Genomic DNA, 25592 nt, shown 5'->3' with positions numbered 1-25592 from the left:
TAGCGGTTGCCGTCCTCGTCCTTCAGGGTCCAGCCCTTGAGGTTGACGCCGTGGCGGGAGTTGTTGGTGATCTCCACCCACTCGCCGTTCAGGGACCGGTTGGAGCCGTCCTCACGGCCCGTGCTGTTGGCCTGGACCCGGCTGATCTCCACCTGAGACCGCTGCTGGTGCCGGTGGTCGCCGGCGCCGTCGTCGGCGGTGGCCGGGACGGCGACCGCGGCCACGACGGCGCCCGCGGCGAGGATGGTGGCGGCGATACGGCGGGTGGACGACGCAACAGTCATGTGGTGCTCCCTCAAGAACTGGCATTCACCCGCCGATACGAGGTGCGTAGCGGTGCGGGTGCCCGACCTCTTGGCGGTGTCGAGGACCCAAACTCTCGACCCCGGACAGCGCCGGCTGTAGGGGCCCACCAGGGCCGTTACCGGATACGGACATTCCCGTCACGGTCGGCTGCATCATGCACCCAACCGCGTTGTACGTGGCCCTGACATCCGGTGCCCGATGCACCCACCCGCCACCGGAACGACGCCCGCGATCATTGCGCCCCGGCGCACCACCCGGCGCACATTCCATGCGCATACACCATCCGGAGTGATTGATTCCGTAACAAATGTTCTGCACGTTTCTTCGCACTTATGCGCCAAGATCACGCGAATGTTTGCATTCTGCGGCCGGTGTGACGGGATACAGATGGACCCGCCGCGCCCGGGGCGTCGTTGGGCCGGGTGTGACCCCGCCTCCGCTCTCCCGGCGGCACCCCGGCTGGGACGGCCGGGCGGCCTCTTAGAAACTCCGTCCAGCCGCAGGGGTGGGGGCCTCGGAACCGTGAAGGACCCAGCTCAGAGCAGGGCTGCGAGGGCTGTGGTGACGACGGTGGCGAGGGTGATGACAGCGCCGAAGGTGGTGGCGGCGCGGGTGAGGGCGGTGGGGTAGGTGGCGCCGTCCATGCGGGCGAGCTTGCCCGCGGCGGCGCCGGCCAGGAGGGCGACGAGGGTGATGAGTGCGGTGGTGAGGAGGACGACGGCGACGGTCACGACAAGCTCCCTGTATCCGGCTGGTGTTGACGTGGTCGAAGGTCGCGGAATGTGTGTTCGCCGGGGTTCACGGGGACGAAGATGAACACCGGCGAACACACCATCGGCCCGGGGGAAGCACGTGCGTGACGAGCAGGACGGCCGCGATCCGGCCCTTACCGATCTGCGGGCCAGGCTCAGTGATGGGCTGGCCCGGGCCGGGCTAAGCCAGACGCAGCTTGCCCGTCGGGCAGGACTGGGGCGCACCACGGTCTCCCAGTCCCTCTCGTCCGCGGGACCCGTGCCGTCGGCGGGGACGGTGGCGGCGCTGGCCGACGCGTTGAAGCTCCCGGTGGACGAGCTTTTGGAGTTGCAGCGGACCGCGGAGAAGGGCTCGGGCACGCAGGCAGCCGATGATGCCGAACCGGGCAGGCCGATCGGCCGGTGGGACCCGCACGAGCTGGAAGTCCATCCCGCAGGCCCCGGCGAGGCCGCCGCCGGGCGGGGCGCACCCGCGGTGCGGGCGCTGCCCAGATACGTACCGCGTGCTCATGACCGGGTGCTGGCCGACGCGGTGCGGGATGCGGCGGCCGGGCGCAGCCGGATCGTGGTGCTCGTGGGTACTTCCTCGACGGGGAAGACGCGGGCGTGCTGGGAGGCCGTCCAGCCGCTCGCGGAGAAGGGGTGGCGTCTGTGGCACCCCTTCGACCCGACCCGGGCGGAGGCTGCGCTGGCGGAGCTGGGCCGCGTCGGTCCACGGACGGTGGTGTGGCTGAACGAGGCCCAGCACTACCTCGGCGACCGGACCGCCGGCGAGCGGATCGCCGCGGCCGTGCACCAGCTGCTGATCGACGAGACGCGCGGGCCGGTCCTGGTGCTGGGCACGCTCTGGCCCGAGTACGCGCACCAGTACACCGCCCTGCCAGCACCGGGCGCAGAGGATCCACACAGCCGGGCGCGGGAACTCCTGGCCGGCCACGCCCCGACCGTCCCGGACGCCTTCGACTCCGCCGCCCTGACCACGGCCGCCGCGCTCGCCGAGCAGGGTGACCGGCTCCTGGCCAACGCCCTCACCCGAGCCCGTGACAACGGACGGGTCACCCAGGACCTGGCCGGAGCCCCCGAACTCCTGCGCCACTACGAACAGGCCACCCCGGCCGCCCGAGCGCTGCTGGAAGCGGCGATGGACGCCCGCCGCCTCGGCGTCGGCCTCCACCTCCCCCAGGCCTTCCTCACCGACGCCGCCCCCGACTACCTCACCCAGAACGACTACGACCAGCTCACCGACGTCTGGGCCGAACTCGCCTACGCGGAAGTCGCCGAACTCGTCCACGGCAAGCAGGCCCCGCTGCGCCACACCACCCCCAAGCCCCCACGACGCCCACCCCTGCCCTCCACCGCCGCTGACACTCCCACCCCGCCACCTGCGGGACCGGTGTTCCGGCTTGCCGACTACCTCGAACAACACGGCCGCACCACCCGCCGGCACCTGTGCCCCCCCGACTCCTTCTGGCACGCCGCCCACACCCACCTCACCCACCCCGACGACCTGAACAACCTCGCCCAAGCAGCGTCGGGCAAGCACCGCCTCCAATGGGCCCACTACCTCCGCCACCGCGCCGCCGACCACGGCAGCACCGAAGCGCTGTACCACCAGGCCGTGCTGCGGGAGAGCGCCGGGGACCGGGAAGGCGCCGAGGCTTTGGTCTGGCAGGCCGTCGGCCACGGCGCCACCGGAACACTGGTCCGCCTAGGGCCTGTTGCGAAAGTGGATCTTGTTCGTTCATGATCACGTCTCGTGGGACGTGGAGATCTGACGAACGGCCAGTGGGCCCGGCTTGAGCCGCTGCTGCCGCAGGGCATCAAGCCGGGCCGGCCTCAGGTGTGGACGCGACGCCAGCTGATAGACGGCATACGGTGGCGGACTCGGACCGGTGCTCCGTGGCGTGACGTGCCGGATCGCTACGGGCCGTGGGACCGGGTCTACGACCTGTTCCAGCGCTGGCAGCGGGACGGAACCTGGGCCCGCATCCTGACCCAGCTCCAGGCCGAGGCCGACGCGAAGGGCCTGATCACCTGGGAGGTCAACGTGGACTCCACCGTCTGCCGGGCCCACCAGCACGCCGCCGGGGCGGCGAAAAAGGGGATCTCCAAAAGGAGCCTCCCGGCGGTGTCTTCGTCGAGCCTGCCGACCACGGCCTCGGGCGGTCCCGAGGCGGCCTGACCAGCAAGATTCATCTCGCTGTCGAGCAGGGTCAGAAGCCTTTGTCCGTCGTGATCACAGCTGGACAGCGGGGTGACTCGCCGCAGTTCGAGCCTGTCCTGGAAGCAATCCGGGTGCCCCGGCTTGGGCTCGGCAGGCCGCGCAAGAGGCCTGACCGGGTGCGGGCCGACAAGGCCTACGACTCCCGTGCCAACCGCTCCTACCTGCGCAGACGCGGGATCAAGGCCACCATTCCGGTGCCCGCGGACCGCGTCCGCAACCGACAGAAGCGCGGCTCACTCGGCGGACGGCCACCGAAGTTCGACAAGGACGACTACAAGCAGCGGCACGCGGTCGAGTGCGGGATCAACCGCCTCAAACGACACCGCGCCGTCGCCACCCGGTACGACAAACTTGCCGTCCGCTACGAAGCGACAGTGCTGGTCGCAGCCATCAACGAATGGCTGTGACCAGCACTTTCACAACAGGCCCTAGCCGTGCTACGGAGGGAGGCCGGGGACCGAGAAGGCGCTGAGACCCTGTTCCGGCAGGCCGCCGACCACGGCGACACCGAAGCCCTGGTTCGCCTGGCGTGGATGCGGGAGAAGGCCGGGGACCGGGAAGAAGCCGAGGTCCTCTTCCGGCAGGCCGCCGACCACGGCGCCACCCAAGCCCTGGTCTACCTGGCCGTGATGCGGGAGAAGACCGGGGACCGGGAAGGCGCCGAGACCCTGTTCCGGCAGGCCGCCGACCACGGCGACACCGAAGCCCTGGTTCGCCTGGCGTGGATGCGGGAGGAGGCCGGGGACCGGGAAGGCGCCGAGGCCCTCGCCCAGCAGGCCGCCGACCATGGCAACGCCCTCGCACTGGCCGGCCTGGCCGTGAAGCGGGAGGAGGAAGGGGACCGCGAGGGTGCCGAGGCCCTCGCCCGGCAGGCCGCCGACCACGGCGACGCCGGAGCCCTGTTCGGCATGGCCGCGATACGGGAGAGGGACGGGGACAAAGAAGGCGCCGAGACTCTGCTCTGGCGGGCCGCCAAACAGGGCAACACGTTTGCTCTGCTCCGCCTGGCTTCGGCGCGGGAGGAGGCCGGGGACCGCGAGGGTGCCGAGGCCCTCGCGTGGCAGGCCGTCGGTCACGGCTCCGCCGGAGGCCTGGTCCGCCTGGCCGTGAGGCGGGGGAAGGCCGGGGACCGCGAGGGTGCCGAGGCCCTCGCCCGGCAGGCCGCCGACCACGGCAACACCGAGGTCGCGCCCGCCCCCACCGGGCTGGAGATGCTGCTCAGCAGGCTGTGGCCGTACGGCCTGAACGCAGACGGTACGCCGACACTTCCGTGGGAAGCCTCACTCAGCTGACACACCGCTGGCCACGACGTAGGAATCTCGTGAACGAGCAGGCGTCGCTCGCGCCCCTGGTCAGCCATATCGGGACCGGTGGTTAGGGCTCGGCGTCCAGGACGGCGTCCGCGCCACAGAGCCCGCAGGCGCTGACCTGCGGGTGGCGCAGGACGTCGAGCACCTGCGCGCGGCTGGCCGGTCGGAGCCGGCCGGCCGCGGTGGCGCACTGGCCGGTGTGGACCAGCATCGGGGCGCGATTGGCTCCAATGCCGTACTGGATCAACCACTCCGGTGGGGTGGCGGCCGCCTGTGCCCGGGCCCGGGCAGCCTCGGCTGCCTGCTCGGCGGTCTCCGCCTCGGCGATCTTCTGGCGTATCGCCGCCAGCTGCAGCTCACAGCATGCGGCGGCCCGGCCGGAGTTCGATGATGACGGTTCGCCGTAAGTGGTCGACCAGCCATTGCCCGGAATGCGGAGTTTGCGGAAGCGTTCGCCGAACGGTCACGGTGACCGTTCGGCGAACGGAACTGCTGGGGTGTGTGGGACGCGCGGGGCGGTCTTCGGGGGAGACCTCAGAGTCCGAGGGCTCAGAAACAGCTGCTCAGCAGTACGTCCGGGCCTTCTTGACTGCGGGTTCGGCCTGCTTGGGGTCGGAAGTCACGTTGAGCAGCTCGTGCGCCTTGTCCAGGGCGTCGGCGAGCGGCTGGTACTTGGCGTCCGCCATGGCAGCCGCCCTGGCCAGATCCTCGGCGCCGACGAGGCGCGCCACCACGATGTCGAAGTCCTTCCCGCCGGCGGTGCCCGGCAGCGGTTCCGGCAGTCGCCTCACGGCCGCGCAGGCCAACTCGGCGTCGGTGCCCTGGACCTTGCCGGACGCCGCCCCCGACTCGCAGGCCGTCAGAGCCAGCAACAGGCCGACCACGGCCGCAGCAGTTGTAGGACGCCTCATCAGTTCCCCCCGCTCGATGACTTCCGGCCATCCTCGGGGGCTTCGTTGAGTGGGGCACAGTCCAATCCCGGCCAGCTTGCACGGCTACCGGCCCCGCAGAGTCCGAGGGTTCAGAAACAGCATTGCGCCGAGCCGCGACAGGTGGAACCTGGCCGGGCATGTTGGAACTACTGGAGATGTGTCGCAGTGCGGACAAGGTCGGCGACGGCTCGGGACCGGCTGTGCGGTGGCCAGGCGATCACGGTGGTGACTTTCGGTGCGTCCAGCACGGGCACGGCGGTGAGGTCACCGTGCAGTTGGGCTCGGCACGACTCCGGTGAGACCGCGCAGGCCCGGCCGAGCGCGACGAGCTGCATCAACTGCGCGTGGTCGCGGACCTGGGGGCCGGGGCCGGGTGGGTAGGTGCCGTCGGGATTGGGCCAGCGTGGCAGGGGCAGGCCCGGCAGCCCGGTGATGTCGGCCATGTGCACATGGGCCCGGGTGGCGAGCGGATGCCCGGCCGGCAGGACCGCCACCTGGCCCTCCGTGCTGAGTTCTTCGGTGTGGAGCCTGGCCGTCGAGTCGAACGGCCGGTGCAGTAGCGCCACGTCGGCCCGGCCCTCGCGCAGGAGTCGTTCTTGTTCGGCCGGGCCGCACAGGATGACGTCCACGGGGACTGCGCCGGGTTCGGCGGCGTATGCGTCGAGCAGTTTCGCCAGAAGTTCGCTGGACGCGCTGGCTTTCGTGACCAGGACCAGGTCGGGACGGCCGGTCGCGGACAGGGCAGCGCGGCGGGTCCGGCGCTCGGCGGCGTCGACGGCGTCGAGGGCCGCGCGGCCCTCGGCCAGCAGCACCGAGCCGGCCTCGGTCAGCGTGACGGTGCGGCTGGTCCGGTCCAGCAGCGCTGCCCCGAGTCGGCGTTCGAGCCGCTGGATCGCCCGTGACAGCGGCGGCTGCGCTATCCCGAGGCGCTGCGCGGCGCGCCCGAAGTGCAGCTCTTCAGCGACAGCGACGAAATACCGCAGTTCCCGCGTCTCCATGAGGCCACGCTACTGCGGATCAATACCCGGACGGTATCGGTGCCCGTCCGATCGGTCTTGGACCTGCGCCAAGGGCCGGGAGCAGCATGGTCCACATGAGCGAACGAACGATTGCGCTGGTCACCGGCGCGAACAAGGGAATCGGGTATGAGATCGCCGCCGGCCTGGGCGCCCTGGGCTGGAGTGTCGGCGTCGGCGCCCGCGACGGTCAGCGCCGTGAGGCCGCAGTGGAGAAACTGCGCGCGGCCGGCGTCGATGCGTTCGGCGTACCGCTGGACGTGACCGACGACGAGAGCGCGACCGCCGCCGCGCGGCTGATCGAGGAACAGGTCGGGCGCCTCGACGTACTCGTCAACAACGCCGCCATCGCCGGCGGCATGCCGCAAGAGCCCACCCGGGTCGATCCCGCCACCATCCGAACGGTGGTGGAGACCAACGTGATCGGCGTCATCCGTGTCACCAACGCGATGATGCCGCTGCTGCGCCGCTCCGCCTCACCGCGGATCGTGAACATGTCCAGCAGTGTCGGCTCCCTCGCCCGGCAGTCGGGACCCGCTGCTGAGCAGGCGACGGGTCCGGTGGCCGTGGCGTACGCGCCGTCGAAGACGTTCCTGAACGCCGTCACCCTCCAGTACGCCCGGGAGCTGAGCGGCACGAACATCCTGATCAACGCCGGCTGCCCCGGCTACGTCGCGACCGACCTCAACAACTTCTGCGGCGTGCGCACCCCCGAACAGGGCGCGGCGATCGCCATCCGACTCGCGACCCTGCCCGACGGCGGCCCGACCGGCCAGTTCTTGGAGGACGCGGGCACAGTGCCTTGGTGATGTGCACGGCGGTCATCACCCGCTGGCGTGGCGGGCGGGGGTGCCGCGGGGGCCGGGGCGCTGGTTGTGGTGGACGCTGCGGCCGCCGTTTCGGCCGCTGACCTACCACGCGGCGCGGGCGATGTTCGGCCGGGCTAACGCGTTGTTGGGGTCGAACTGGACGTTGCACGACCTGCGCAGGACGGCGGCGTACCGGATGGCGCGGGACCCGAAGCTGGCGCTGACGGACGTGCAATGGGTCCTGGGCCACGCACACCTGAGCACCACCCAGATCTATCTCCCCGCAGGCCGGGACGAGATCGTCAATGCCGTGCGCGCCCACCACGACCGGCAGACGCACGAGGTACGTGTGCCGGCCGTTCCGGCCGCCGGGTACCGGTAGACTCGCTGACTCAGCTGTTCGGGAGGGCCTGGTGAGCGCGGGTTCGGGATACGACCGGCGGCGCTGCGGCGGGCCCGTCCACGCTGCCCCCGGCACCGAGCGTCCGGGGGGCTGCTGGAGCAGGCCCGTGCCCGGTTCCCGGCCCGGGCGACCAGGCTGCGGTGGCCGGTCACCGAGGCACCGCTCGACGACGTGCTCGCCGTGCTGGAGCGGCCGCCCTTCCGTGCCGACAAGGCCCACACGCAGTGGTACCGGCGGTCGGGGGCCCGCGCGCTCCTGACCTGGCTGTCGGCCTTCGATGGCGCGAGCTGGCAGGAACGCTGGGAGGCCTCCCCGGCCGCCGCCTGTCCGCAGCGGTCGCGGCAGGAGGGCGAGGCGTGGGTGAACTCCGCGGCCGACGCCCGGTGGTCGAGCATCCAGGCCGGCCTGCTGGTGCTGGCCACCGCCGACGTGATCCGCCTGTCGCTGCCGTGGCAGATGGACCTGCGCAGCTGCCACGTACGTACGCTGATCGAGGAATGCCGGGACCCTGACGGCTTCGCCCGCCTGCAGCAGCTCGTCGGTGCCGAGCGGTGGGCGTCCGCCAGCGGGGGCCGGGCCCGCCGCGCCCTGACCCGGATCATGGTCGCCAAGGGCGGCGGCCTGGCGGACATCACGGTTGGCGACGTGCTCGAGTACGACACCGAGCTGCGCCGAACCGCCTACGGCATCAACGCCGGCGGCACCCTCTACTACGCCTGGCCACGCGAGCTGGGACACCTGCCGGCCGACGCCCCGACCACCCTGCGGTGCCTGGAGAAGGTCACCGGCCAGCTCACCTGCGCCCAGCTCGTCGACCGCCACCCCGTCACAGCCCCAGGGATCCGAGCCCTGCTCATCGACTACCTGGAGGAACGCCGGCCCCGCCTGGACTACGCGACCTTGGACAACCTGGCCCGGCAGCTGACGCGGAACTTCTGGTGCGACATCGAACGCCACCACCCCGGCCTCGACACCCTCCACCTGCCGGCCGACGTCGCCGCCGCCTGGAAGGAGCGCTTTCGCTCCCGCATTCAGCGGCGCCGCCGCCCGGACGGCTCCGTCGAGGAGACGGTCGTGGAACGCGCCGACCGCGTGATGATCTCCATCGCGGTACGCGCCTTCTACCTGGACATCGCCCGCTGGGCGACCGAGGAACCCGCGCGCTGGGGCCCGTGGGTGGCGCCCTGTCCGATCAAGGCGGCCGAGACCGCCGACCGCAAGCGTTTCACCAGCGGTCCGTGACGACGTGCGGGACTACGTCGTCGAGACCATCGGCGACAAGAACGCAGTCCTGATCGGCGACGACACCGGCTTCCTGAAGAAGGGCGTGCGCTCGGCCGGCGTCCAGCGGCAGTATTCCGGCACCGCCGGACGTACCGAGAACTGCCAGGTCGGCACGTTCCTGGCCTATGCCTCGCCCAAGGGGCGGGCTCTGATCGACCGGGAACTGTATCTGCCCGCCTCGTGGACGGACGACCGCGAGCGGTGCCGGGACGCGGGAATCCCCGACGAGGTGGCCTTCGCGACGAAGACCGAACACTTCAAGGCCATGATTCTACGTGCGGTGGAGGCCGGCGTCCCGTTCGCGTGGGTCACCGCGGACGAGGCCTACGGTCAGTCGAAATCGTTGCGGTGCTGGATGGAACAACGGTCCATCAGCCATGTGATGTGTGTGAAGACCAGCGACACCGTCATCACCCGCGGCGCGGGTGAACGCCGTGTCGACGACCTCGTGGCCGGCCTGCCGCCGCAGGCCTGGAAGCGTCTGTCCGCCGGGAAAGGATCCCACGGCGAGCGCATGTACCAGTGGGCACGGATCCCGATCCGGATGTGGTGGGAGAACGGCCACGGCCACTGGGTCCTGGCCCGCAGAAGCCTCAAAGACCCGGCCGACATCGCCTACTACGTCTGCTACGGACCTGCCGAAACCCGGCTGAAAGACCTGGCCAGGGTGGCCGGCGCCCGCTGGGCCGTCGAGGAATGCTTCCAGACCGCCAAGGGCGAGTGCGGCCTGGACCACTACCAGGTCCGCCTCTACCACGCCTGGTACCGGCACATCACCCTCGCCATGGCCGCCCTCGCAGCCCTCACCGCCGTCCGCGCCCGTGAACTCTCAAAAGGGGAAACGGCGGTGGCCTGATACCGCTGTCCGTAGCGGAGATACGCCGCCTCATCGGCCACCTCCTCCACCCCCACCACCTCACCACCCACCACCACCTCCACTGGTCACACTGGCGAAGACTCAGCCAGACACGCGCCCGCAACAGCCACTACAAACAACGCGGACACACCCCATAACTGTGATTGCAGTACTAGACGAGGTGACGGCCAGCCGGATCGCAGCCGTCCGCCGTCGCCACCAAGCGGAGATCGAGGCCTTTCACTCCGCCGTCGGCGAAGCTGTCAACCTCCTGCGCGACCGGCTGACCAGCGTCTCCCTGCCCGTCGCACAGATGGAGTACGCCGTGCTCGAAGTCGAGCGCCTCTTCAAGACTCCGCTCGCAGAACTGCGCGGCGCACTAAAGGATGCGCGAATCGACACCGTGCTCAGCGCTGCCAATCTCAAGTTCGACCTACCGGCAGGGCTTGCGGCACTCGGCGGCGATGCACTTGCCGGACAACCCCTCATCGGCGCCGCCGGCGGCGCCGCCTTCGCCCTCTCGTCCCTTCGCCAAGCATCCGGTCAGCACCGAGACGATCTCCGCAGCGCCGCCCCTGTCGCCAGCTACCTCCTCCACGTCGAGCAGGCCCTCGCCCCCCGGTCGCTCCTGCGCCGCCTTGCCATGCGCAGGTGACCCGCTGGCTCGCCCAGACCAAGGCGACGTGACTGGACCCAAACAGCAGTTGCTCTGGCCGATACACGGAAGGCGGCGGCCAGCGCGGCGTCGGCGATTACTGCGGCGCGTGAGGCAAGGGGCGGCCTGTGTAACAGGCCATGTGACTGGCTCTGTGACACCACGCCGCGCACCGAACGCACGCGTTCCGGGAAGCACCCGCGTCCCGCGTGTGGCACTCGCCATCAACCCGAGCCCCCACATGACCCCTGAGCGTCTCTCAGTGCCTGCTTCTGATCCCATACCTGCAGGTCACAGGGGTGGTGCGGAGGTACGCGAAGCGGCTGGCGTTCGTGGAACAGTCACGGTGACCGTTCCACGAACGGAACTCCTGGGGCGCCTGATAACGATGTGGCGGGCGCCATGTTCACCCCGGTGACTGATGGGGGTGGGCAGTCCAGTCGCAGTGCGGCAGTGGTTACGAGCCTGGATGATGGCGCCATGCGTAGCTCGCGGCGCATGCGCCCCAGGGTCCGTCGGCCGGGCCGGCTGGTTCGACCTGCGGCGGTGGCCGCTGACCGCTGGCTGGGCATGGCGTCCTGGGGTGCAGTGGTGTCGGCCTTGGCAGCGGCGCTAGGGCTGATCTTCTCTGGCATGGTGGCGTGGTCCAGTGTGAACGCCATCCGTCAGCAGTTGGAGCGAGACCGCCGATATCAGGCGGGCCGGGTGACCTCCTGGTACACCCAGCCTGAGGCTGGATACGGCCTGGTCGTCGTCAACCGCTCACTCGACCCGGTGACTAGCCTCGTACTGGTCTTCGATGTTCGAGAGCGGGGTGGCAGCAACCGCACCGCATACCACCGTGTGGCTCTCGGATTTGGCACCCTGACTCCGTGCACTCGCCTGACCTTCCCACCGGGCTCGTTCCACACCGCCATCTCCCGGTTTCCTGACTTCTCCAGGAAGTACCTCGACACGGACGCGACGCCGAGTGAGATCCGGTTCACCGACGCGGACGGCAGGAGATGGGTCCGCGATGACGCAGGGCTGCGCCGCAAGTCACGCAGCGGCCCACTCGAGCTGATCCCTGGTTCGCCTACCCCCGAGAGCGGCGTCCCCGATGTAAAGCGAGAGCCAGCCGAGCACTGCGACGTCTGATCGTCGCCATCCCCGCCCAATCAGACAGCCCCAACGTCCAGCGGGGCACACAGAGGGGCCTACATGGGCTAGAACGGGGCTGCTGATGAGGGCCGCCCGGCGTCGACCCGGCTGAGTGGCCCACGTACGGGGCGCGGAAGCAGAGCCGCTACGAGCACGCGTGGGAGATCCGGGACGCCGCGAACGAGGTGGGAGCCCGGGGCCGGGTCAGGGATGTCCGCCTCCGCCAGGACTTCTGCATCGAGGTGCTGTCCCAGGTCTGCGATGAATGGCGGCTGCGCCACGGCGTCGTCGTGCACTGGACGCCCACGGCTGGTACGTGATGCCGGAGTCACTCTTTCAGCACGCGCACGGACGTCTCTTCCTGAGCCGAACGAGTGGTCAAGCGGGACACCCTACGGGACTAGGGAAGTCCAAGGCTGTCTGGAACCCGAATAGGCGAGGAAGGCTGAGATATGAAACCCATCCGCCCCCTCACCGTGGCTGCCATGGCCGCCATCGTGCTCCTCGCCAGCAGCGCGACCTCCGCGAACGCGCTAGACGCCACGAATGATCCGCCCAAGCCCGCTTACCCGTCCGCCACCGGGGTCGTTGCGCCGTTGAGCGCGCACTCGCCGCACTCAGGCCCCGAGGTGTCCATCCCAGCCGGAGGTTTCGCCTACGCGCATGTGGATTGTCCAGCGGGCATGGTGCCCACCGGGGGAGGCGGCCTGACCACCAGCACGCGCACCTTCATCACTGACTCCTACCCAACCGTCGGAGGCTGGACAGTTGGCGTGGTGAACACCACCTCCGACGTCACCCACAGCGCGACGGCCTGGGTCGTCTGCACCGTCCCATAGGGTCTTTCGCACGAAGGCGCTCCGATGATGGGCGCCCTGCCCAGCAGGCTGGCGACGGCTTTGGTGGAGCCGCGGTGCTGGCGTACGAGGTAGCGGACCTGCGCGCCGGTGGACTTCGGGATGGGACGGGTGAACGCCTGCTGCTCGGCGCGCTCCAGGCCGTCGCCCACAATGCCCATGCCGGCCTCCCCTGTGTTGGGGCCTCTACTTCGCACTGTCCAGCGGCCACGGTAGACGATCAAGGACGAGGAGTACGGACCAGGTCGCGTGCAGCACGACCGCTGCGATGCCGGCGGGCAGCTTGGGCACTGTCACGATCCTGAAGCCCCCGTACACGAAGGGGAGACAGACCAACGTCCCCACGGTGACCTTGAGGGCTGGCGTCCCGGGCCATCCGGAGAACGCGTCGTCCGGTATCGACTGCAGGTTCCAGTACAGCCACCAGAGAGCGCCCAGGATGGGAATGGGCAGTACAAACCGCCGCACGGTGAGGGTGAGCCCTTCCTCCTTCTCTGTCCCGCTCATGTAGCCGAGCCAGATCATCGCCAGTCGCAGAAGGCGGTATTTCTGCACGAGGGGGTTCTTCTGGAGCGCCATGTCCACGGCTTTGTCCCAGGCGACGGTGGCGCTGGGCTCTCTACCCGGGGGTGCCTCGCCTGTGGCCGGGGTGTAGGCGTTGTTGTTGCTGGTGGCGGGCTTGTCCAACACAGGTTTGGACACGGGTTGGTCAGGTTCCTGGACGGCTTGGCCGGGGCGCGCGGCGCCGCCCTCCGGGTCGGCGGAGCCCGCCGGCTGGAGGTCTTCCTCGATGAGCGCCTCGTCTTCCAGGCCTTCGGCGGTGATGTGGTCGAGCCGGGCATCGAAGTCGGAGTCGTCCACGTCGGCCGAGGCGACCTGGAGGGCAGGTAGGGCGGGTGTGGGCGGTACGACCGCCATGTCGTGTGCCTCTTGCTCCAGGCGCCGGATCTCCTCCTGGGCGGCGAGGACCTCGGCGATCCAGAACTCCTGCTGCTCCTCCGCCGTCATCCGGCGGCCGCGCGCACGTTCCTGCTGGACCTGGACCCGGCCCAGCCGCTCCCGGGCCTGTCCGAGTTGGCGCTCCAAGCGTGCCCGCTCGCGTTCGTCGCCGAGCTGGAGCTGGAGCTCGGCGTTCTCCAGCCGGCTCTGGGTGTAGGCGAGCATCGGCCGCAGCTCGGCGAGGTGCTTCTCCGCGTTCGCGGCCAGGGTCTGGTACTTGATGACCTGCCTTAGGGCATCGTCGCGTCTCTGGTGGTGGCGGACGAGCTCCCTGTCGCCGGACGGGGAGCGGCTCGCGCGCCGTTCGGTGGCGGCGGCGTTCCACAGCTCCAGCGCGTGGACGGCCTTGGTCTGGCGCGTCGGTCCGACCGGCGTGAAGGACTCCACGAGGCGCCCGACGAGCTGCTTGGGGATGAGCTGGGAGCCGTTGAGGTAGTTGCCCCAGCTGGAGCGGCTGCTCCCGAACCTCTCGGCCAGCTCGCGCACCGAGGCTTCCTTGGTCAGGGCGACCAGGAAGGCGGCCAGTTGACCGCCCGCCGTGCCCTCGTCGATCTCACGCTTCGGCGCCACCGCCGCACTCCTCCCCCGCTGTGCCGTCCACCCGTGACCACCCGATGACCACGTCCATATGCCTCCTGACCAGGCTCGACACTTCAGGGCCGTCCTTGGACAGCCTTTCCGCGGCGAAGCTCTGCTCACCCAATCGGGCCTGCCGTCAGGGAGAGCACCATGAGCCTGTCCACGCTGTACGCCTTCCTCGCCCACGACGTCCTCGGCAACATCGCCGCAGCGTTCCTGGTCGCCGCTTCGGGGTACACAGCCAAGAAGATCCGCGCCGGGGTCCGCAAGCGGAACGGCGAAACTCCCAACATCAGGCAGTAGTCGCACCAGCGGCCCGCCCTTCAACGGCGGGCCGCTCGGCTCGCCGGGGCCTGTTGGTGCCGCGGTCCCGCCGCGGGCCGTACCGCGCCCCGGCGGCCGATGGACTTGCCGAACATCAGCCCCACCGGCCCGTAGGGGTTCTTCAACGCCCAGTGCGGCCAGTCCAGGAGCCGGCGGGCGGCCCCGGCGACGACCAGGTTCTCGCGCACCAGGTGCCGGCGTGCGCCCTTGGCCAAAAGCCGCACCCGCTCCGCCGCGGCCACAGCGGCGGCGAACAGGCCGGCCTCGATGTCGAACAGCTCCGCGCCCTGCCCCGAGGTCGTCCCGCGCCCCCAACAGGCGCCATGCCCGGGCGCCCCCCTGCGGCCATCCCCGCGCGATGCCCGCGGTCCGCGCGCGGGCCAGCACACTGCGCCAACTGCCCCGCCAGGCGCGCACCGCCGTACGTGCGGCCAGGCCAGCGATACGCCACGCCACGAAGCCCAAGCCACACCAGCCGAAGATGCGCGCGCAACCGCAGGCGCCGCCCCGGCCCGCACGCCAGGAGGTTCGTCCGAAGGAGCGAGCCAACTGGTTAGCGCATAACTGTGTGCGCTACGGTGTAGCCGTTCTTACTGTACGAATGTGTATAGAGGAACGAAGTCAGACGGCCCCCGCTCCGTCCAATGAAGAAGGGGCCGCTGCACATAGATCGGGACTTGTCCCGTGATCCCCTGCCCTCTTGGCGTAGCCGCGCCAGGGGGCAGAGTGCGTTAAAGGCTGTTGAACATGTACTCCATCAGCTTGCTCGGTGCTGATGATCCAGTCCGAGATGTCGTCTCCGAACAGCGCCCCGAGGGTGCTGATCACGAGCGACCACATACCATGAGAGCCCCAGCTCGGCTTCGGGTCAGGGTCCTCCCCCTGAGGGTTGGATCCGTCGCCGTCGCGGTTGCCGGTCGTACTCAATTCTTTTCTGCCTGCTTTCACCCGTGTCGAACCTGGAAAGCCGGGGCTCACGGAAACCCGCGACCCTCCGGGAACCACACGAAAGAGAGCAGCGCTTACTCTACAGGTGGCGCTGGCATTCGAGCGTCGCGCAGGCGAAACCACGCACTTATCTGGAACCTTAACTAGGCGCTGAGCTGGGCTTTTTGATGCATCGACGGAACCCGTGGCGGGTGCTGTGTTGCAACACGGAAGGCAGGTCGCGGCGCCGGATACCCTCCTGAGCCTTGCGCAGGTCTCACTCTCCGGAACGAGACCGCAAGCGGGGATGGGTGGGGCTCGAGCATCTGCGGCCTCTACTCGCTGTCCGCCGACCCGGCCGCCCCTCCACCGGCGTCAAACGTTGACGAGTGCGCGGCCGGCGCCTGCTCCCGCAGGGTGCTGGGTGGTCAGCTGTCGCAGGCGATGCCGTCGCCGTCCCGGTCGAGTTCCTGCCGGTATCCGGGCTCGCCCTCCCGCCGCCTCGGCAGCGGCCTTCGCCTGCTTCAGGTTCTTGCCCACGAGCACGGGCGGCCGGCTACCGCCGACGGTTGCGGCACGTCCGATCCCGCCAGGGGATGGTGGCCGCCTTGCCCGAGATCACGATCTCGGTACGGCGGATGACGTTCTGGTTGATGATGCGGGCCATGCTCATCGGCACCCGCACGCAGCCGTGCGAGGCGGGTCGGCCGAGCACCGGCTGCGAGTCGTGGATGCCGACACCACGGCCGGTGCCGAGGTCGACATACCAAGCCATCGCGTCACCCTCGCTGTTCGTGTACTCGGAGCCACCCAGGAAATCCGGATGAAAGGTCCCGGTAGGGGTGCAGTTCCGGTTGTTCTGATTGGCACAGGGATCGTTCGCCGTGCATGGCCGCCCGCGGCCGGAGGAGATGGAACTCCTTCCCCCGGGGGCGCCGTCGCTCCACTCGTAGCTGATGGTTTGCCCGGCCAGGTCGATCGCAATGCGGACGATCCACCGCCGACGGGACGTGGGCGCTGACTCATGGGCACGGTCGCGGGCGACGATGAGCGAGACCCCCGGCCGTCTCTCGGAACCGTCATCAGCGAGGAGAGACTCGGGTGACGTCAGCTCGTCGGGGCTCTCGGGGACCGGCAGGATCGGGCCGCCGGGGGGCGTGTCCCCGTCGTGAGCGAACGACTCCTCATCCACCTCGCCGACAGCTGCGGCTGTGCCCGCGGCCTCCTCGGCAGCCGCGATGATGCCCTCGGCACTGCGCGACACCACAGTCGACGACTCCGCTGCTGTCTGGTCCTCGGGCGAGCAATCGCACCGGGTAGGGCCGCACCGCTGCACCGTGAGCCGGTCCCGGCCGCCACGGGCCAGCATGGTGGCGACGGCCCGGTTACCGGCCGACCGCTGCAAGCCGATCAACGTCATGGCCGGGGAGAGCACATCGGCCGAAGAGGAGCCAGTGACAGCCGCACGGGCGAAAGCACGCCGCTCATCCGGTCGCTTTGCGGAGTCTGTGCTGTGCAGCGGCGCGTGCAATCCTGATGCTCCTCTTCGTCGCGCCGCCCCGGCTCGCGGCCCGCTCAGCATCACACCCGCGTCGGCGGCTGAACAGGTCGACCTGCACTACCCAAAAGGGCAGACTTGCCGCACACCCCGAAAGGGACGTCCAGGCCCTCGGCGGGCTCGGGTTCTGTCCGCCACGCAGAGCCGGATCCGCAGGTCGGGAAGGCACCCCACCGTGCAGCGGCAGTCCCGGGGCCCACGCGGCGTACGCCGCCTGGGCCGCGTGGGCCACGCGGGCCGATCAGGCGTAAATATGACTCTCATACGGCGCGTCTCACGCCTCTGGGACAGACGGAAGCATCTGCTTGGTCAAGCCCGGGGTCCACGCGCGTCCCCGAACGGCGGGCGTGGCAGCCGTCTCCCTTGCCCTCGAAGCCGCAGTCACGTCGCCGAGGGCAGGTAGACGGCACACCCCCGGCCCATGAGCCGGAGCACGTGCTCCGTGCAGGCGGCACAAGGGCACCTCGTGCTCACCCCGTCGTTGCACCGGCATGACCGACCTCGTGATTCACATCCCCGCCGACTGGCGCACCCAGGTCTTCCTCACCCTGCGGCGAGGCGCCACCGACGACGCCCACACCCTGGCCACCGAACTCCAGCCCCTCACCGAGAAGCCCGGCCAACGGCTCCCCGTCCGCAGAACCACCCTCCTGCGCGCCGAACGAGCCCTCCGCAAAGAGATCGAGCACGCCGCCTGCCGCACCCGCCTGACCGAGCGTGCCGAGAACCTCATCAGGATCCGGCTCCTCGGCCCGTAGCTAGGCCCGTACACCGCTTCGAGCTGCGTTTCCAGGCGGTGCGCGAGGACGACCCCGGTGGGCAGGTCCCCGGCCGCGTGCACGGCCCACAGCGCCGACCACGCGGCGCGGTGCTCCTCGGGCACGAGCGTGACGGCCGGGCCGGGGGCCGGCTCGGCGACGGCAGCGGCGCGAGGAGCGGAAGGTCGATCGCGCCGACCGTTCAAGCGAGACAGCACTGCCGTCACAGCCTCAGCTCACATGTACAACCAAGTGCGGCATTGCGGCAACGAAGCTATGCGTGCGCTTCAACTGACACGTAAGATCGGCAGGTTGTTCCGGCTGATTGGAGTGAAACGTGGTAACCCGTCGAGGCCTTGCTGACCGTGTCGGACTCGGCGTCGTCACCGTATCGCTAACCATGCTTCTCGGATCCGGCTGCAGCTCGGGAGACGAAACCCGAAAGTCCAGCCACCAGCCCGCGATGGGGGCACCTAATTCTGCAGGCACAGCTGCGCCTCGCCTCCTTGATGCGCTAACGCTGGAGGCAGTGATTCCGGGCGAAGTGAATTTGCCCGAGGAGCTGGACGCACGCGGCCCGCACGGGTGGGACATGTCGAACCCTGCCATCTGTCAGTCCGAGGGGTGGCGGGACGAGATGTGCTCCGAAGCCGTTGCTCTGGCCACCGGGAGTGGCACCGACTCCGCCACTCAGGAATTGACGATGCGCGTGATCGCCTTCAGGAACGAGGCCACCGCACAGGCGCTCTTCAAGGGCCAGGGCACACCGGACGAGGTGGGTCCCAAACCCCCGGGGGACCAGATCGACGGCTATGAGCTTCCTACCGAGGGCGGCTGGACCGGCAAAGGCTTCAATGCCCGGCAAGGCTCGGCGATCATCCGCGTTGAGTACGCGTGGAAGAAAGGCACCGAGGTACCCGGTCGGCTGATGGACGCCACACGTGTGGTGATCGAGCGTCTGCAACAGGCGCAGAACGGCAAGAACCCCACCGCCTCGCTGCGATAGGGCCCTCGCCGCCCCCTCTCCTCACCACGGCTCCGGCTACCCGCGGAGGTCAACCCTGATGTCGGGGTGGCTCGGCCCATACGTCTCTTCGAACTGGGTCTCCAGGCGGAGCGCAAGGACGACGGCCGTGAGGAGGCCCCCGCCACGCACACGGCGCACAACGCCGACCACGCGCCGCTGCGCTCCTCGGGAACGAGCGTGACGGCAGGGCCCGGGGCGGCCGGAGCCGGGGCCGGCCCGACGGGCGCGGCTTGACCCGGCCCGGCACCGGCGAGGCACTGGAGGGGCGAACGGGCCGTGTACCAAAGACGCCGAGCGGGACAATGCGCACGCCCGTCGGGGACCTGAACCCTGCCGGCCACGTCGCACTCCCCGGCCGCCTGTAGCTTTGGCTGTTCTCTGCCCAGCGGGCCGGAAGCGGCCTCTACGGTGTGCAGATGGACTACATCCCGCGGCAGGCGGCGCATGAGCTTCCGTTCGACGGCACCGACATCGTGCTCCGCTACAGCTTCGAGCACCCCGCGCTCCCTTTCGAGTTCGAGGACACACTGGAGGCGTGGTCGGTCGCAGTCCTGCGTTACCACGGGGAGGACGGCTGCCCTCAGTGCCCGCCCGAGTGCCCGTGCCGGTTCGAGGCCGGGACGCCCATCGGCGGGATGGAGTTCGTCAGGATCCGCGACTTCACCGCAGACCCCGGCTGGGAGGCCGCGGATTCTTACACCGGGGACATCGAGAAGATCGTCTCGGTGTGCACCGACCCCGGCTATGCGATGACGCCTGGCCTTCACTGGTCAGCCGAGTTCGAGGAACGCATCGACTGCCCCGCCGGGGACCTGCTGATCATGGACCGGGTGCGGATCGAGCCGCAGTGGCGCGGGTTCGGCATCGGTGCCCTCGCCGCGGCCGAAGCGATCCGCCGCCTGGCCGCAGGGTGCTGCGCGGTCGCCTGCGAGCCGGCGCCCACCGAGGGCGACCACGAGCGGGACCAGCCCGGCTACCAGGCCGCCCAAGCCAAGATCGCAAAGGTGTGGGAGTCGGTCGGCTTCGAGGCGTTCAGCGACGGGATCTACCTCCTCGACCCCGCCCTCCAACACCCGGCCGACTGCCGCACCCGGTGGCAGAAGCACTTCGGCCGGCGATAGTCCGAAACCCGTGTCCGGGTAACCCAAGGCGGCGGGACGGACCGCCTACTCCTCCCGAACCGGCTGGGCACGTCGTCGGCCCCTACCCGAGCGGCAGCCAACAGCCCGCGCGAGTACCCACGGGGACAGAGCCTTGGCGCGCATACAGCCGACCAGCTCCGAGCTGGTTGGCTATCGCAGCCGACCGACGGGGATGCACGGCCGAGCACGGTGGCGTCGGGGTCGGTGATCGAGTTCCACCGGGCGGGGAAGGCCGGTTCGAGGGCGCGGGCGCGCACCGTGTGCCCGCGCAGGTACGGCTGTCCTTCGCTATGCCGGAGAGGCAAGGGCGGGCCCGAATACTTCGTCGAAAGGGTGGGCCTGCCGTGTACGTACCAGGTGGAAGGCGCTGCTCCGGTGGCGCAGGGCGTGGCCGGTGTAGTGGAGAACTTCGGCAGGGGTGAGGGCCGTCATGTCGCCGAAGACGTAGTAGAGCGGTGTGGGTGCGTGGGTGGCGGTGAACTGCAGGCCGGCGTTGAGGGTGGCGGCGCTGATGGCGTAGCGGTCGGTGTGGGTGGAGGGGAGGCGGGTCTTGGCGTCGATGGTGACGAGCTCAGCGTCGCGGGCGGCGATCAGGTCGGGGAACTGGCGCAGCGCGGAGCGGCTGCGGCTGAGGGCGTCCTGGACGGCGGGCGGGTAGGTGCCTTGGCCGACGGGGTGGACGGTCCATCCGCGTGCTCGGAGGGGCATCGGCGAGCCTTCGTTCGTGCGCGTCGCCGACGGTCTTGCGGTGGTGCCACTGCGTCATTCCGGTTCCTCCTGCGCCGAGTTCAGGTTGCGTCATACGAAAACCTGCCTCTTCGTATTGCGCTTGTTGGATAGGACGCCCATATGGCGGCATACGTTGACCCACCTTTTCGTCCCACGCTTTTGGCCGGGAACGCCGGTGCCCACCCCCAGGCTCGAACCTGATCCCAGTGTGCGGGTCGACGGCGACTGGCTTGTCTGGGACCTGGCCGACCCGTTCGTTCCCCGCCTCCAGACGGTTCCGCTCCCCGAGGACTTCTACCTGCACGAGCTGATGGACCTCGAACCCGACGACCTCGAAACCGTGGCGTCCTGGGGCCGCAAGTACGGGCGCTTCTGCAGTTGGGGCAGCGGCCTGGACACCGACGCCTGGAGCCTCGAAGAAGAGGACGAGCTCACCGCGCTCGCCGACCGCGACCATCCGGAATTCGGAGGCAGAGCGGTCCACAAGGATCTGGTCAGGGTGTACGTCGACCAAGCGCAGGAGGCCGCCGCCACCTGGATCGCGTGCCGGCACGAGGGTGGTCTGGACGCGCTGGTCGAAGCAGAGGTCAACGACGAGGAGCTGACTCGCCTGCAGGCCGACAATGCGGACCGCGGGGACGGCTGGCCGCAGGACTTCGACGCGCTGCGCGAGTACGTCCTCGGGAGGAGGATCTCCCAGCTGAAGGGGGCCATGCAGGCAGCCCTGCAACCGTTCAGCGTCGGCATCGGCAGCCTCACCGACCGCCACCCCACCATCCACTCCGTCGCCTTCCTGCAGCTGTACAACCACCTCGCCGAGAACGCCGTGATCCGCGAGTGCGCCAACGAGACCTGCCGCCGCGCCTACGTACGCCAGCGCGGCCGCGCCGAGTACGGGCAGAACCGCACCACCGGCACCAAGTACTGCACCCGCGAGTGCGCCCGCGCCCAATGCGAACACCGACGCCGCCGCAAGGCCGCCGCCCAGACCCCCACCGACGCCGGCGCCGATGCCCGACGGCTGCCTTCGGCCCGCGAGGGCCAGGAGGGTAGCCCGTGATCTGCCTGCACGAGCACCAGGTGACCCAGAAGGCAGCGTTCCGCAGGTGGGTGGGATTCCCTACCAGGACGCCTGTACCGCCTAAGGGCGCTCGAGGGACGATCGTGTCCGCGACCGGGTCCGGCAAGACGATCACGGCCGCCGCGTGCGCACTGGATTCCCTTCCGGGCGGCCGGATCCTCGTCACCGTCCCCACCCTGGACCTCCTCATCCAGACCGCCCAGGCGTGGCGGCTGGTCGGCCACCGGGCGCCGATGGTCGCGGTGTGCTCCCTGGACAACGACCCCGTCCTGACCTCGCTGGGGGTGCGGACCACCACCAACCCGATCCAGTTGGCCCTGTGGGCGGCCTCCGGGCCGGTGGTCGTGTTCGCCGCGTATGCCTCTCTCGTGGACCGCGAGGACGCGGGCGCCCCCCGAGGTCGAGCAGAAAGGTCCGCGGGCCGCTGGAGGCCGCCCTGGCGGGCGGAGACCGGCTGTACGGGCAGCGGATGGCGGGCTTCGACCTCGCGATCGTCGACGAGGCCCACGGCACCGCCGGCGACCTCGGTAGGCCCTGGGCCGCGATCCACGACAACACCCGTATCCCAGCAGACTTCCGGCTCTACCTCACCGCGACCCCACGGATCCTGGCCGCGGCCCGGCCGCAGAAGGGGACCGGCGGGCAGGAGGTGGAGATCGCGAGCATGGCCGACGACCCGGACGGCACCTACGGCGCATGGCTGGCCGAGCTCGGGCTGCGGAGGCGATCGAGCGGGGGATCCTCGCCGGGTTCGAGATCGACGTGCTGGAGATCCGCGACCCCTCCCCCATCCTCGGGGAGTCCGAGGACGCCCGGCGGGGCCGGCGCCTCGCGTTGCTGCAGACCGCGCTCCTGGAGCACGCCGCCGCACACAACCTGCACACCGTCATGACCTTCCACCAGAGGGTGGAGGAGGCCGCTGAGTTCGCGGCCAGGCTGCCCGAGACCGCGGCGGAGCTGTACGTCACCGAGGCGTCGGAGGAGGCCTTGGCGCGCGCGGAGGCGCTGCCGAAGTCGTCGATCGACGCCAAGCTGTACGAGCTGGAGGCCGACCGCCACGTCCCGCCCAACCGAGTGTGGTCCGCGTGGCTGTGCGGGGACCACCTCGTCACCGAGCGCCGCGAGGTCCTGCGCCAATTCGCCAACGGCATCGACGCCACCGGCCACCGCGTACACCGCGCGTTCCTCACCTCCGTACGCGTCCTCGGCGAAGGCGTCGACATCACCGGCGAGCGCGGCGTCGAGGCCGTCTGCTTCGCCGACACCCGCGGCTCCCAGGTCGAGATCGTCCAGAACATCGGCCGGGCCCTGCGGCTCAACAAGGACGGCACCACGAAGATCGCGCGGATCAGCGTGCCGGTGTTCCTAGAGGCCGGGGAGGACCCGAAGGAGATGGTCGCCTCCGCCAGCTTTGCGCCTCTTGTAGCAGTCCTCCAAGGCCTGCGTAGTCATGATGAGCACCTCGTCGAGCAACTCGCCTCCCGCGCCCTCACCAGCGGCAAACGCAAGCTGCACATCCGGCGCGACGAGGACGGGCGGATCCTCGGGGCCGGCGGCGCGGGTGACAGCGAGGACCAGGAGGACGGCGCCGACGCCGCCGCGGAGTCGGCCCTGCTCCACTTCTCCAGCCCCCGGGACGCCGCCACCATCGCCGCGTTCCTGCGCACCCGCGTCTACCGCCCCGAATCCCTCGTGTGGCTCGAGGGCGACCAGGCCCTGATCCGATGGCGAGCGGAGAACGGGATCACCGACCTATACGGGGTCCCGTACGACACCGAGACGATGGTGGGCGTCACCACGGCGTTCCCCCTCGGCCGGTGGGTACACCAGCAGCGCAAGGCCCTGCGCACCGGGGAACTGGAGGACCGGCGCAAAACCCTGCTCGACGCCCCCGAGGCCGGCATGGTCTGGGAGCCGGGCGAGGAAGCCTGGGAGACCAAGCTCGCCGTGCCCCGCTCCTTCCGGCAGACCACCGGACACCTCGCACCCCGGCAGGACGCGATGTGGGGCGAGGAGGACGACGAGATGGTGCCCTTCGGGCAGTACATGGCCAACCTCCGGCGCAAAGGCGCGAAGAACGGGCTCGGGAAGAACGAGGACACCGCCACCACCCGGGCCGCGCAGCTCGCCGCGATCGACAAGGACTGGAACTGCCCCTGGCCCCTGGACTGGCAGCGGCAGTACCGCGTGCTGGCGGACCTGGTCGACGCTGACGGGCAGCTACCCGACAGCCCCGGGCGTGCTGATGGACGGCGACGACATCGGACGGTGGCTCCAGCAGCAGAAGCAGCCGGCCACCTGGGCGTGCCTGCTGCCCGAGCAGCAGGCACGGCCGACCTCGCTGGGCGTACAGCCCAACCAGGCGCCGTCTCCCGCCCCCTCGGCCGGTCGTGGGGCGAAGGGGCCGAGCATGGCACAGCAGGCGTTCCAGCGCGGCCTGGCCGCCCTCGCGCAGTGGGTCGAGCGGGAAGGCGCACATCGGCCAGTGCCGCGCGCGCACGGCGAGAAATCGTGGTCGAGCGCGAGCCGGAGCCGGTGACCGTGAGTTTGGGCGTGTGGGTCTCCAACACAAAGACCCGCCGCGACAAACTCACCCCCGACCAGCTCGACGCACTCCGGGAGCTGGGCGTCGACTGGGCGTGACCGGCCACCTCCCACGTCGTTGATCCGGAAGGTCAGCGAAGTGCACAGCAAGGCCCCGGGACGTCGTGACCTCGGGGCCTTTGCCATACCTTCCAGCCCCGAGGGTGGCCCGGCAGCGCCATGAAGCGGTCCGGGTAGCCGAGGTGGTCGGACAGATCGAGTTCTCTGGCCAGTTCGCGCCTGGTCCGGCTCGGGATCTGCACGTGGTGGCGGCCGAGCCACAGAACATCCTGCAGCGCCATGCGTTCGGCTGCTCCAGCTCCTCCTGCTCAAGAAGCGCGTCGGCGACATCCGGCAGGCGGTCGTCGGGGCAGGCGTTCAGGTGGCCACCAGGCGCCCGTGCTTGGTGCTGCCCTCGCTGGGCGAGGGAAGGCCGAGGCGCTCGCACAGCGCCGGCAGTTCCTTCGCGGTGTAGCGCGTGTACAGCGTGAGGAGCACGCCGTCGATCAGCCTCCGCAACCGGCCCATGTCCATCTGGTCCCCCATCTCATGATGATGAGCGACGCCGGACACGCATCCACTCTCTTCGCGTCGACGGTCACGTATTTCCCCATCGGCAGCGTCAGTTTCCTCACCCAAGCGTTCGAGCTTCATGCCCTCGTAGGGGTGACGTCAGCTGAGGAGTCTCGCCGTTGGGTGAGGGACGCGGCGGGGCCGGTCTGGCCCCGCCACGCGGGTGGAGGACTATTCCTCGGAAGTGATGAGGGCCTCGTACTCCTTCGCGCTCAGCAGGCCGTCCCGGCCCGGGTTCGTGAGGCTGATCTCGATCAGCCATCCGTCACCGTACGGGTCGTCGTTCATCAGCTCAGGCTCGTCGCTCAACCGGTCGTTGCGTGCGGTCACCTGGCCGGTCACCGGGCTGTAGATCTCGGTGACGGACTTGACCGATTCCACAGAGCCGACCGGCTCACCAGCCTCGAATCGTTCACCGACCTTGGGCTGCTCCACGAAGACGATGTCGCCGAGTTGTTTTTGGGCGAAGTCCGTGATGCCGACGCGAACCTTGCCGCTGCTCTTGGTATCAACCCATTCGTGTTCGTTGGTGTACTTCAGGCTTTCGGGGATGATCGTCACGATCTGAGTCTGCTGCAGGCTGCGATCAGAGAGTGACAGATTCGACATGCAGGGGCCGAGTTTCGCCCGGGAATCCCCCGGACGCCGGTTCGCCGTCCTTCTTCGAGTTCCGTCGAACACCTCTACGTCGGCACGCCGGTGACGGCCGATGGTACTGACGAGGGCCGCACGGAGCGTAGTGCACAGCGAGGCCCGAGGCTCGAACGT

The 25592-nt window shown here is 69.7% G+C and carries 25 protein-coding genes and 3 pseudogenes; 15 read left to right on the top strand and 13 right to left on the bottom strand.

Features of this window, described 5'->3' with window-relative positions; genetic code table 11:
• The coding region (locus tag ACIQCH_RS26245; protein ID WP_402584709.1) for a lamin tail domain-containing protein at positions 1-284 on the bottom strand (284 nt) is incomplete at its 3' end.
• A gap of 558 nt (positions 285-842) precedes the next feature.
• Positions 843-1037, bottom strand: coding sequence for a hypothetical protein (locus ACIQCH_RS26240; RefSeq protein ID WP_402584707.1), 195 nt, complete (start codon positions 1035-1037; stop codon positions 843-845).
• 121 nt (positions 1038-1158) lie between these two features.
• Between ACIQCH_RS26240 and ACIQCH_RS26235 the strand changes: the two genes are divergently transcribed.
• From ACIQCH_RS26235 to ACIQCH_RS26225, 3 genes are all read left to right on the top strand, one after another.
• Positions 1159-2805, top strand: a complete 1647-nt coding sequence (locus ACIQCH_RS26235) for a helix-turn-helix domain-containing protein (protein WP_402584705.1) — start codon at positions 1159-1161, stop codon at positions 2803-2805.
• Between the two features lie 9 nt (positions 2806-2814).
• Positions 2815-3689, top strand: a protein-coding gene (locus ACIQCH_RS26230) for an IS5 family transposase (RefSeq protein ID WP_402584703.1) whose coding sequence is annotated in 2 segments (ribosomal slippage) — positions 2815-3201 and positions 3204-3689 — 873 coding nt in all. Because the reading frame shifts where the segments join, the coding sequence is not laid out codon by codon here.
• A gap of 27 nt (positions 3690-3716) precedes the next feature.
• The gene (locus ACIQCH_RS26225; protein WP_402584701.1) at positions 3717-4574 is read left to right on the top strand and encodes a tetratricopeptide repeat protein; all 858 of its coding nucleotides are present in this window, start codon (positions 3717-3719) and stop codon (positions 4572-4574) included.
• A gap of 82 nt (positions 4575-4656) precedes the next feature.
• Here the strand turns inward: ACIQCH_RS26225 and ACIQCH_RS26220 are convergent, their stop codons facing one another.
• The 3 genes from ACIQCH_RS26220 to ACIQCH_RS26210 all read right to left on the bottom strand — a co-directional run bounded on the left by ACIQCH_RS26220 (position 4657) and on the right by ACIQCH_RS26210 (position 6522).
• Positions 4657-4839 carry a DUF6233 domain-containing protein gene (locus tag ACIQCH_RS26220; RefSeq protein WP_402584699.1) on the bottom strand — a complete coding sequence of 61 codons (183 nt, stop codon included), beginning with the start codon at positions 4837-4839 and terminating at the stop codon, positions 4657-4659.
• A gap of 316 nt (positions 4840-5155) precedes the next feature.
• Entirely contained in the window at positions 5156-5503 is a 348-nt protein-coding gene (locus ACIQCH_RS26215; RefSeq protein ID WP_402584697.1) for a hypothetical protein, read from the bottom strand.
• A 167-nt stretch (positions 5504-5670) separates the two neighbouring features.
• Positions 5671-6522 carry a LysR family transcriptional regulator gene (locus ACIQCH_RS26210; protein WP_402584695.1) on the bottom strand — a complete coding sequence of 284 codons (852 nt, stop codon included), beginning with the start codon at positions 6520-6522 and terminating at the stop codon, positions 5671-5673.
• 95 nt (positions 6523-6617) lie between these two features.
• On the opposite strand from ACIQCH_RS26210, the gene ACIQCH_RS26205 reads away from it, so the two are divergent.
• From ACIQCH_RS26205 to ACIQCH_RS26185, 5 genes and pseudogenes are all read left to right on the top strand, one after another.
• Entirely contained in the window at positions 6618-7349 is a 732-nt protein-coding gene (locus ACIQCH_RS26205; RefSeq protein ID WP_402584693.1) for an SDR family oxidoreductase, read from the top strand.
• Positions 7350-7470: 121 nt separating this feature from the next.
• Entirely contained in the window at positions 7471-7731 is a 261-nt protein-coding gene (locus ACIQCH_RS26200; RefSeq protein WP_402584691.1) for a tyrosine-type recombinase/integrase, read from the top strand.
• Positions 7732-7923: 192 nt separating this feature from the next.
• Positions 7924-8994, top strand: a complete 1071-nt coding sequence (locus tag ACIQCH_RS26195) for a hypothetical protein (protein ID WP_402584689.1) — start codon at positions 7924-7926, stop codon at positions 8992-8994.
• Positions 8987-9892: pseudogene (locus tag ACIQCH_RS26190) on the top strand (IS701 family transposase); the annotation flags it as partial. The gene ACIQCH_RS26195 and the pseudogene ACIQCH_RS26190, both read left to right, overlap by 8 nt.
• A gap of 160 nt (positions 9893-10052) precedes the next feature.
• The gene (locus ACIQCH_RS26185) at positions 10053-10547 is read left to right on the top strand and encodes a DUF6236 family protein (protein ID WP_402584687.1); all 495 of its coding nucleotides are present in this window, start codon (positions 10053-10055) and stop codon (positions 10545-10547) included.
• Between the two features lie 2017 nt (positions 10548-12564).
• On the opposite strand, the pseudogene ACIQCH_RS26180 reads toward ACIQCH_RS26185, so the two are convergent.
• Positions 12565-12705: pseudogene (locus ACIQCH_RS26180) on the bottom strand (XRE family transcriptional regulator); the annotation flags it as partial.
• Positions 12706-12730: 25 nt separating this feature from the next.
• Positions 12731-14113 carry a hypothetical protein gene (locus tag ACIQCH_RS26175; protein ID WP_402584685.1) on the bottom strand — a complete coding sequence of 461 codons (1383 nt, stop codon included), beginning with the start codon at positions 14111-14113 and terminating at the stop codon, positions 12731-12733.
• Between the two features lie 159 nt (positions 14114-14272).
• Between ACIQCH_RS26175 and ACIQCH_RS26170 the strand changes: the two genes are divergently transcribed.
• Entirely contained in the window at positions 14273-14425 is a 153-nt protein-coding gene (locus tag ACIQCH_RS26170; protein WP_402584684.1) for a hypothetical protein, read from the top strand.
• Positions 14426-14445: 20 nt separating this feature from the next.
• Here ACIQCH_RS26170 and ACIQCH_RS26165 read toward each other — a convergent pair whose 3' ends face one another.
• The 3 genes from ACIQCH_RS26165 to ACIQCH_RS26155 form a co-directional block, all read right to left on the bottom strand.
• Complete coding sequence (locus ACIQCH_RS26165; protein WP_402584682.1) at positions 14446-14661, bottom strand: hypothetical protein; 216 nt, start codon at positions 14659-14661, stop codon at positions 14446-14448.
• A gap of 1140 nt (positions 14662-15801) precedes the next feature.
• Positions 15802-15882 carry an excalibur calcium-binding domain-containing protein gene (locus ACIQCH_RS26160; protein WP_402584719.1) on the bottom strand — a complete coding sequence of 27 codons (81 nt, stop codon included), beginning with the start codon at positions 15880-15882 and terminating at the stop codon, positions 15802-15804.
• A 47-nt stretch (positions 15883-15929) separates the two neighbouring features.
• Positions 15930-16793 carry a L,D-transpeptidase gene (locus ACIQCH_RS26155; protein ID WP_402584680.1) on the bottom strand — a complete coding sequence of 288 codons (864 nt, stop codon included), beginning with the start codon at positions 16791-16793 and terminating at the stop codon, positions 15930-15932.
• A 629-nt stretch (positions 16794-17422) separates the two neighbouring features.
• Between ACIQCH_RS26155 and ACIQCH_RS26150 the strand changes: the two genes are divergently transcribed.
• The 4 genes from ACIQCH_RS26150 to ACIQCH_RS26135 all read left to right on the top strand — a co-directional run bounded on the left by ACIQCH_RS26150 (position 17423) and on the right by ACIQCH_RS26135 (position 19837).
• Positions 17423-17689, top strand: coding sequence for a hypothetical protein (locus tag ACIQCH_RS26150; protein ID WP_402584678.1), 267 nt, complete (start codon positions 17423-17425; stop codon positions 17687-17689).
• A 529-nt stretch (positions 17690-18218) separates the two neighbouring features.
• A complete protein-coding gene (locus tag ACIQCH_RS26145) occupies positions 18219-18695 on the top strand; it encodes a hypothetical protein (protein ID WP_402584676.1) in 477 nt (158 codons plus the stop codon).
• A 66-nt stretch (positions 18696-18761) separates the two neighbouring features.
• Positions 18762-18950 (top strand): hypothetical protein, encoded by a 189-nt coding sequence (locus ACIQCH_RS26140; protein WP_402584674.1) that lies wholly within the window; start codon positions 18762-18764, stop codon positions 18948-18950.
• A 182-nt stretch (positions 18951-19132) separates the two neighbouring features.
• Positions 19133-19837: a hypothetical protein gene (locus tag ACIQCH_RS26135; protein WP_402584672.1), complete on the top strand. Its 705-nt coding sequence runs from the start codon at positions 19133-19135 to the stop codon at positions 19835-19837.
• A gap of 309 nt (positions 19838-20146) precedes the next feature.
• Here ACIQCH_RS26135 and ACIQCH_RS26130 read toward each other — a convergent pair whose 3' ends face one another.
• Entirely contained in the window at positions 20147-20566 is a 420-nt protein-coding gene (locus ACIQCH_RS26130) for a hypothetical protein (protein WP_402584670.1), read from the bottom strand.
• A gap of 196 nt (positions 20567-20762) precedes the next feature.
• On the opposite strand from ACIQCH_RS26130, the gene ACIQCH_RS26125 reads away from it, so the two are divergent.
• Positions 20763-21647 carry a hypothetical protein gene (locus ACIQCH_RS26125; protein WP_402584668.1) on the top strand — a complete coding sequence of 295 codons (885 nt, stop codon included), beginning with the start codon at positions 20763-20765 and terminating at the stop codon, positions 21645-21647.
• Positions 21644-24311, top strand: a pseudogene (locus ACIQCH_RS26120) (Helicase associated domain protein). Before ACIQCH_RS26125 ends, ACIQCH_RS26120 begins: the two are co-directional and overlap by 4 nt.
• 318 nt (positions 24312-24629) lie before the next feature.
• On the opposite strand, the gene ACIQCH_RS26115 reads toward ACIQCH_RS26120, so the two are convergent.
• Both ACIQCH_RS26115 and gcvH read right to left on the bottom strand, forming a co-directional pair.
• On the bottom strand, positions 24630-24797 hold the full coding sequence (locus ACIQCH_RS26115) for a hypothetical protein (RefSeq protein ID WP_402584666.1): 168 nt from the start codon (positions 24795-24797) through the stop codon (positions 24630-24632).
• Between the two features lie 198 nt (positions 24798-24995).
• On the bottom strand, positions 24996-25385 hold the full coding sequence (gcvH, locus tag ACIQCH_RS26110) for a glycine cleavage system protein GcvH (protein WP_402584665.1): 390 nt from the start codon (positions 25383-25385) through the stop codon (positions 24996-24998).
• Positions 25386-25592 lie beyond the last annotated feature (207 nt).

The organism is Streptomyces sp. NPDC093225, from assembly GCF_044753805.1.
GTDB lineage: Bacteria > Actinomycetota > Actinomycetes > Streptomycetales > Streptomycetaceae > Streptomyces.
Note: the sequence above shows the minus strand (reverse complement) of the source record. Positions and strands in the feature narration are given on the sequence as shown.

What these genes read in the sequence shown, in the direction of transcription:
- ACIQCH_RS26215 (WP_402584697.1), bottom strand. Translation starts at nt 5,503, where the DNA reads ATGAGGCGTCCTACAACTGCTGCGGCCGTGGTCGGCCTGTTGCTGGCT.
- ACIQCH_RS26210 (WP_402584695.1), bottom strand. Translation starts at nt 6,522, where the DNA reads ATGGAGACGCGGGAACTGCGGTATTTCGTCGCTGTCGCTGAAGAGCTG.
- ACIQCH_RS26205 (WP_402584693.1), top strand. Translation starts at nt 6,618, where the DNA reads ATGAGCGAACGAACGATTGCGCTGGTCACCGGCGCGAACAAGGGAATC.
- ACIQCH_RS26200 (WP_402584691.1), top strand. Translation starts at nt 7,471, where the DNA reads ATGTTCGGCCGGGCTAACGCGTTGTTGGGGTCGAACTGGACGTTGCAC.
- ACIQCH_RS26170 (WP_402584684.1), top strand. Translation starts at nt 14,273, where the DNA reads ATGAGCCTGTCCACGCTGTACGCCTTCCTCGCCCACGACGTCCTCGGC.
- ACIQCH_RS26155 (WP_402584680.1), bottom strand. Translation starts at nt 16,793, where the DNA reads ATGACGTTGATCGGCTTGCAGCGGTCGGCCGGTAACCGGGCCGTCGCC.
- ACIQCH_RS26150 (WP_402584678.1), top strand. Translation starts at nt 17,423, where the DNA reads ATGACCGACCTCGTGATTCACATCCCCGCCGACTGGCGCACCCAGGTC.
- ACIQCH_RS26135 (WP_402584672.1), top strand. Translation starts at nt 19,133, where the DNA reads ATGGACTACATCCCGCGGCAGGCGGCGCATGAGCTTCCGTTCGACGGC.
- ACIQCH_RS26130 (WP_402584670.1), bottom strand. Translation starts at nt 20,566, where the DNA reads ATGCCCCTCCGAGCACGCGGATGGACCGTCCACCCCGTCGGCCAAGGC.
- ACIQCH_RS26115 (WP_402584666.1), bottom strand. Translation starts at nt 24,797, where the DNA reads ATGGGGGACCAGATGGACATGGGCCGGTTGCGGAGGCTGATCGACGGC.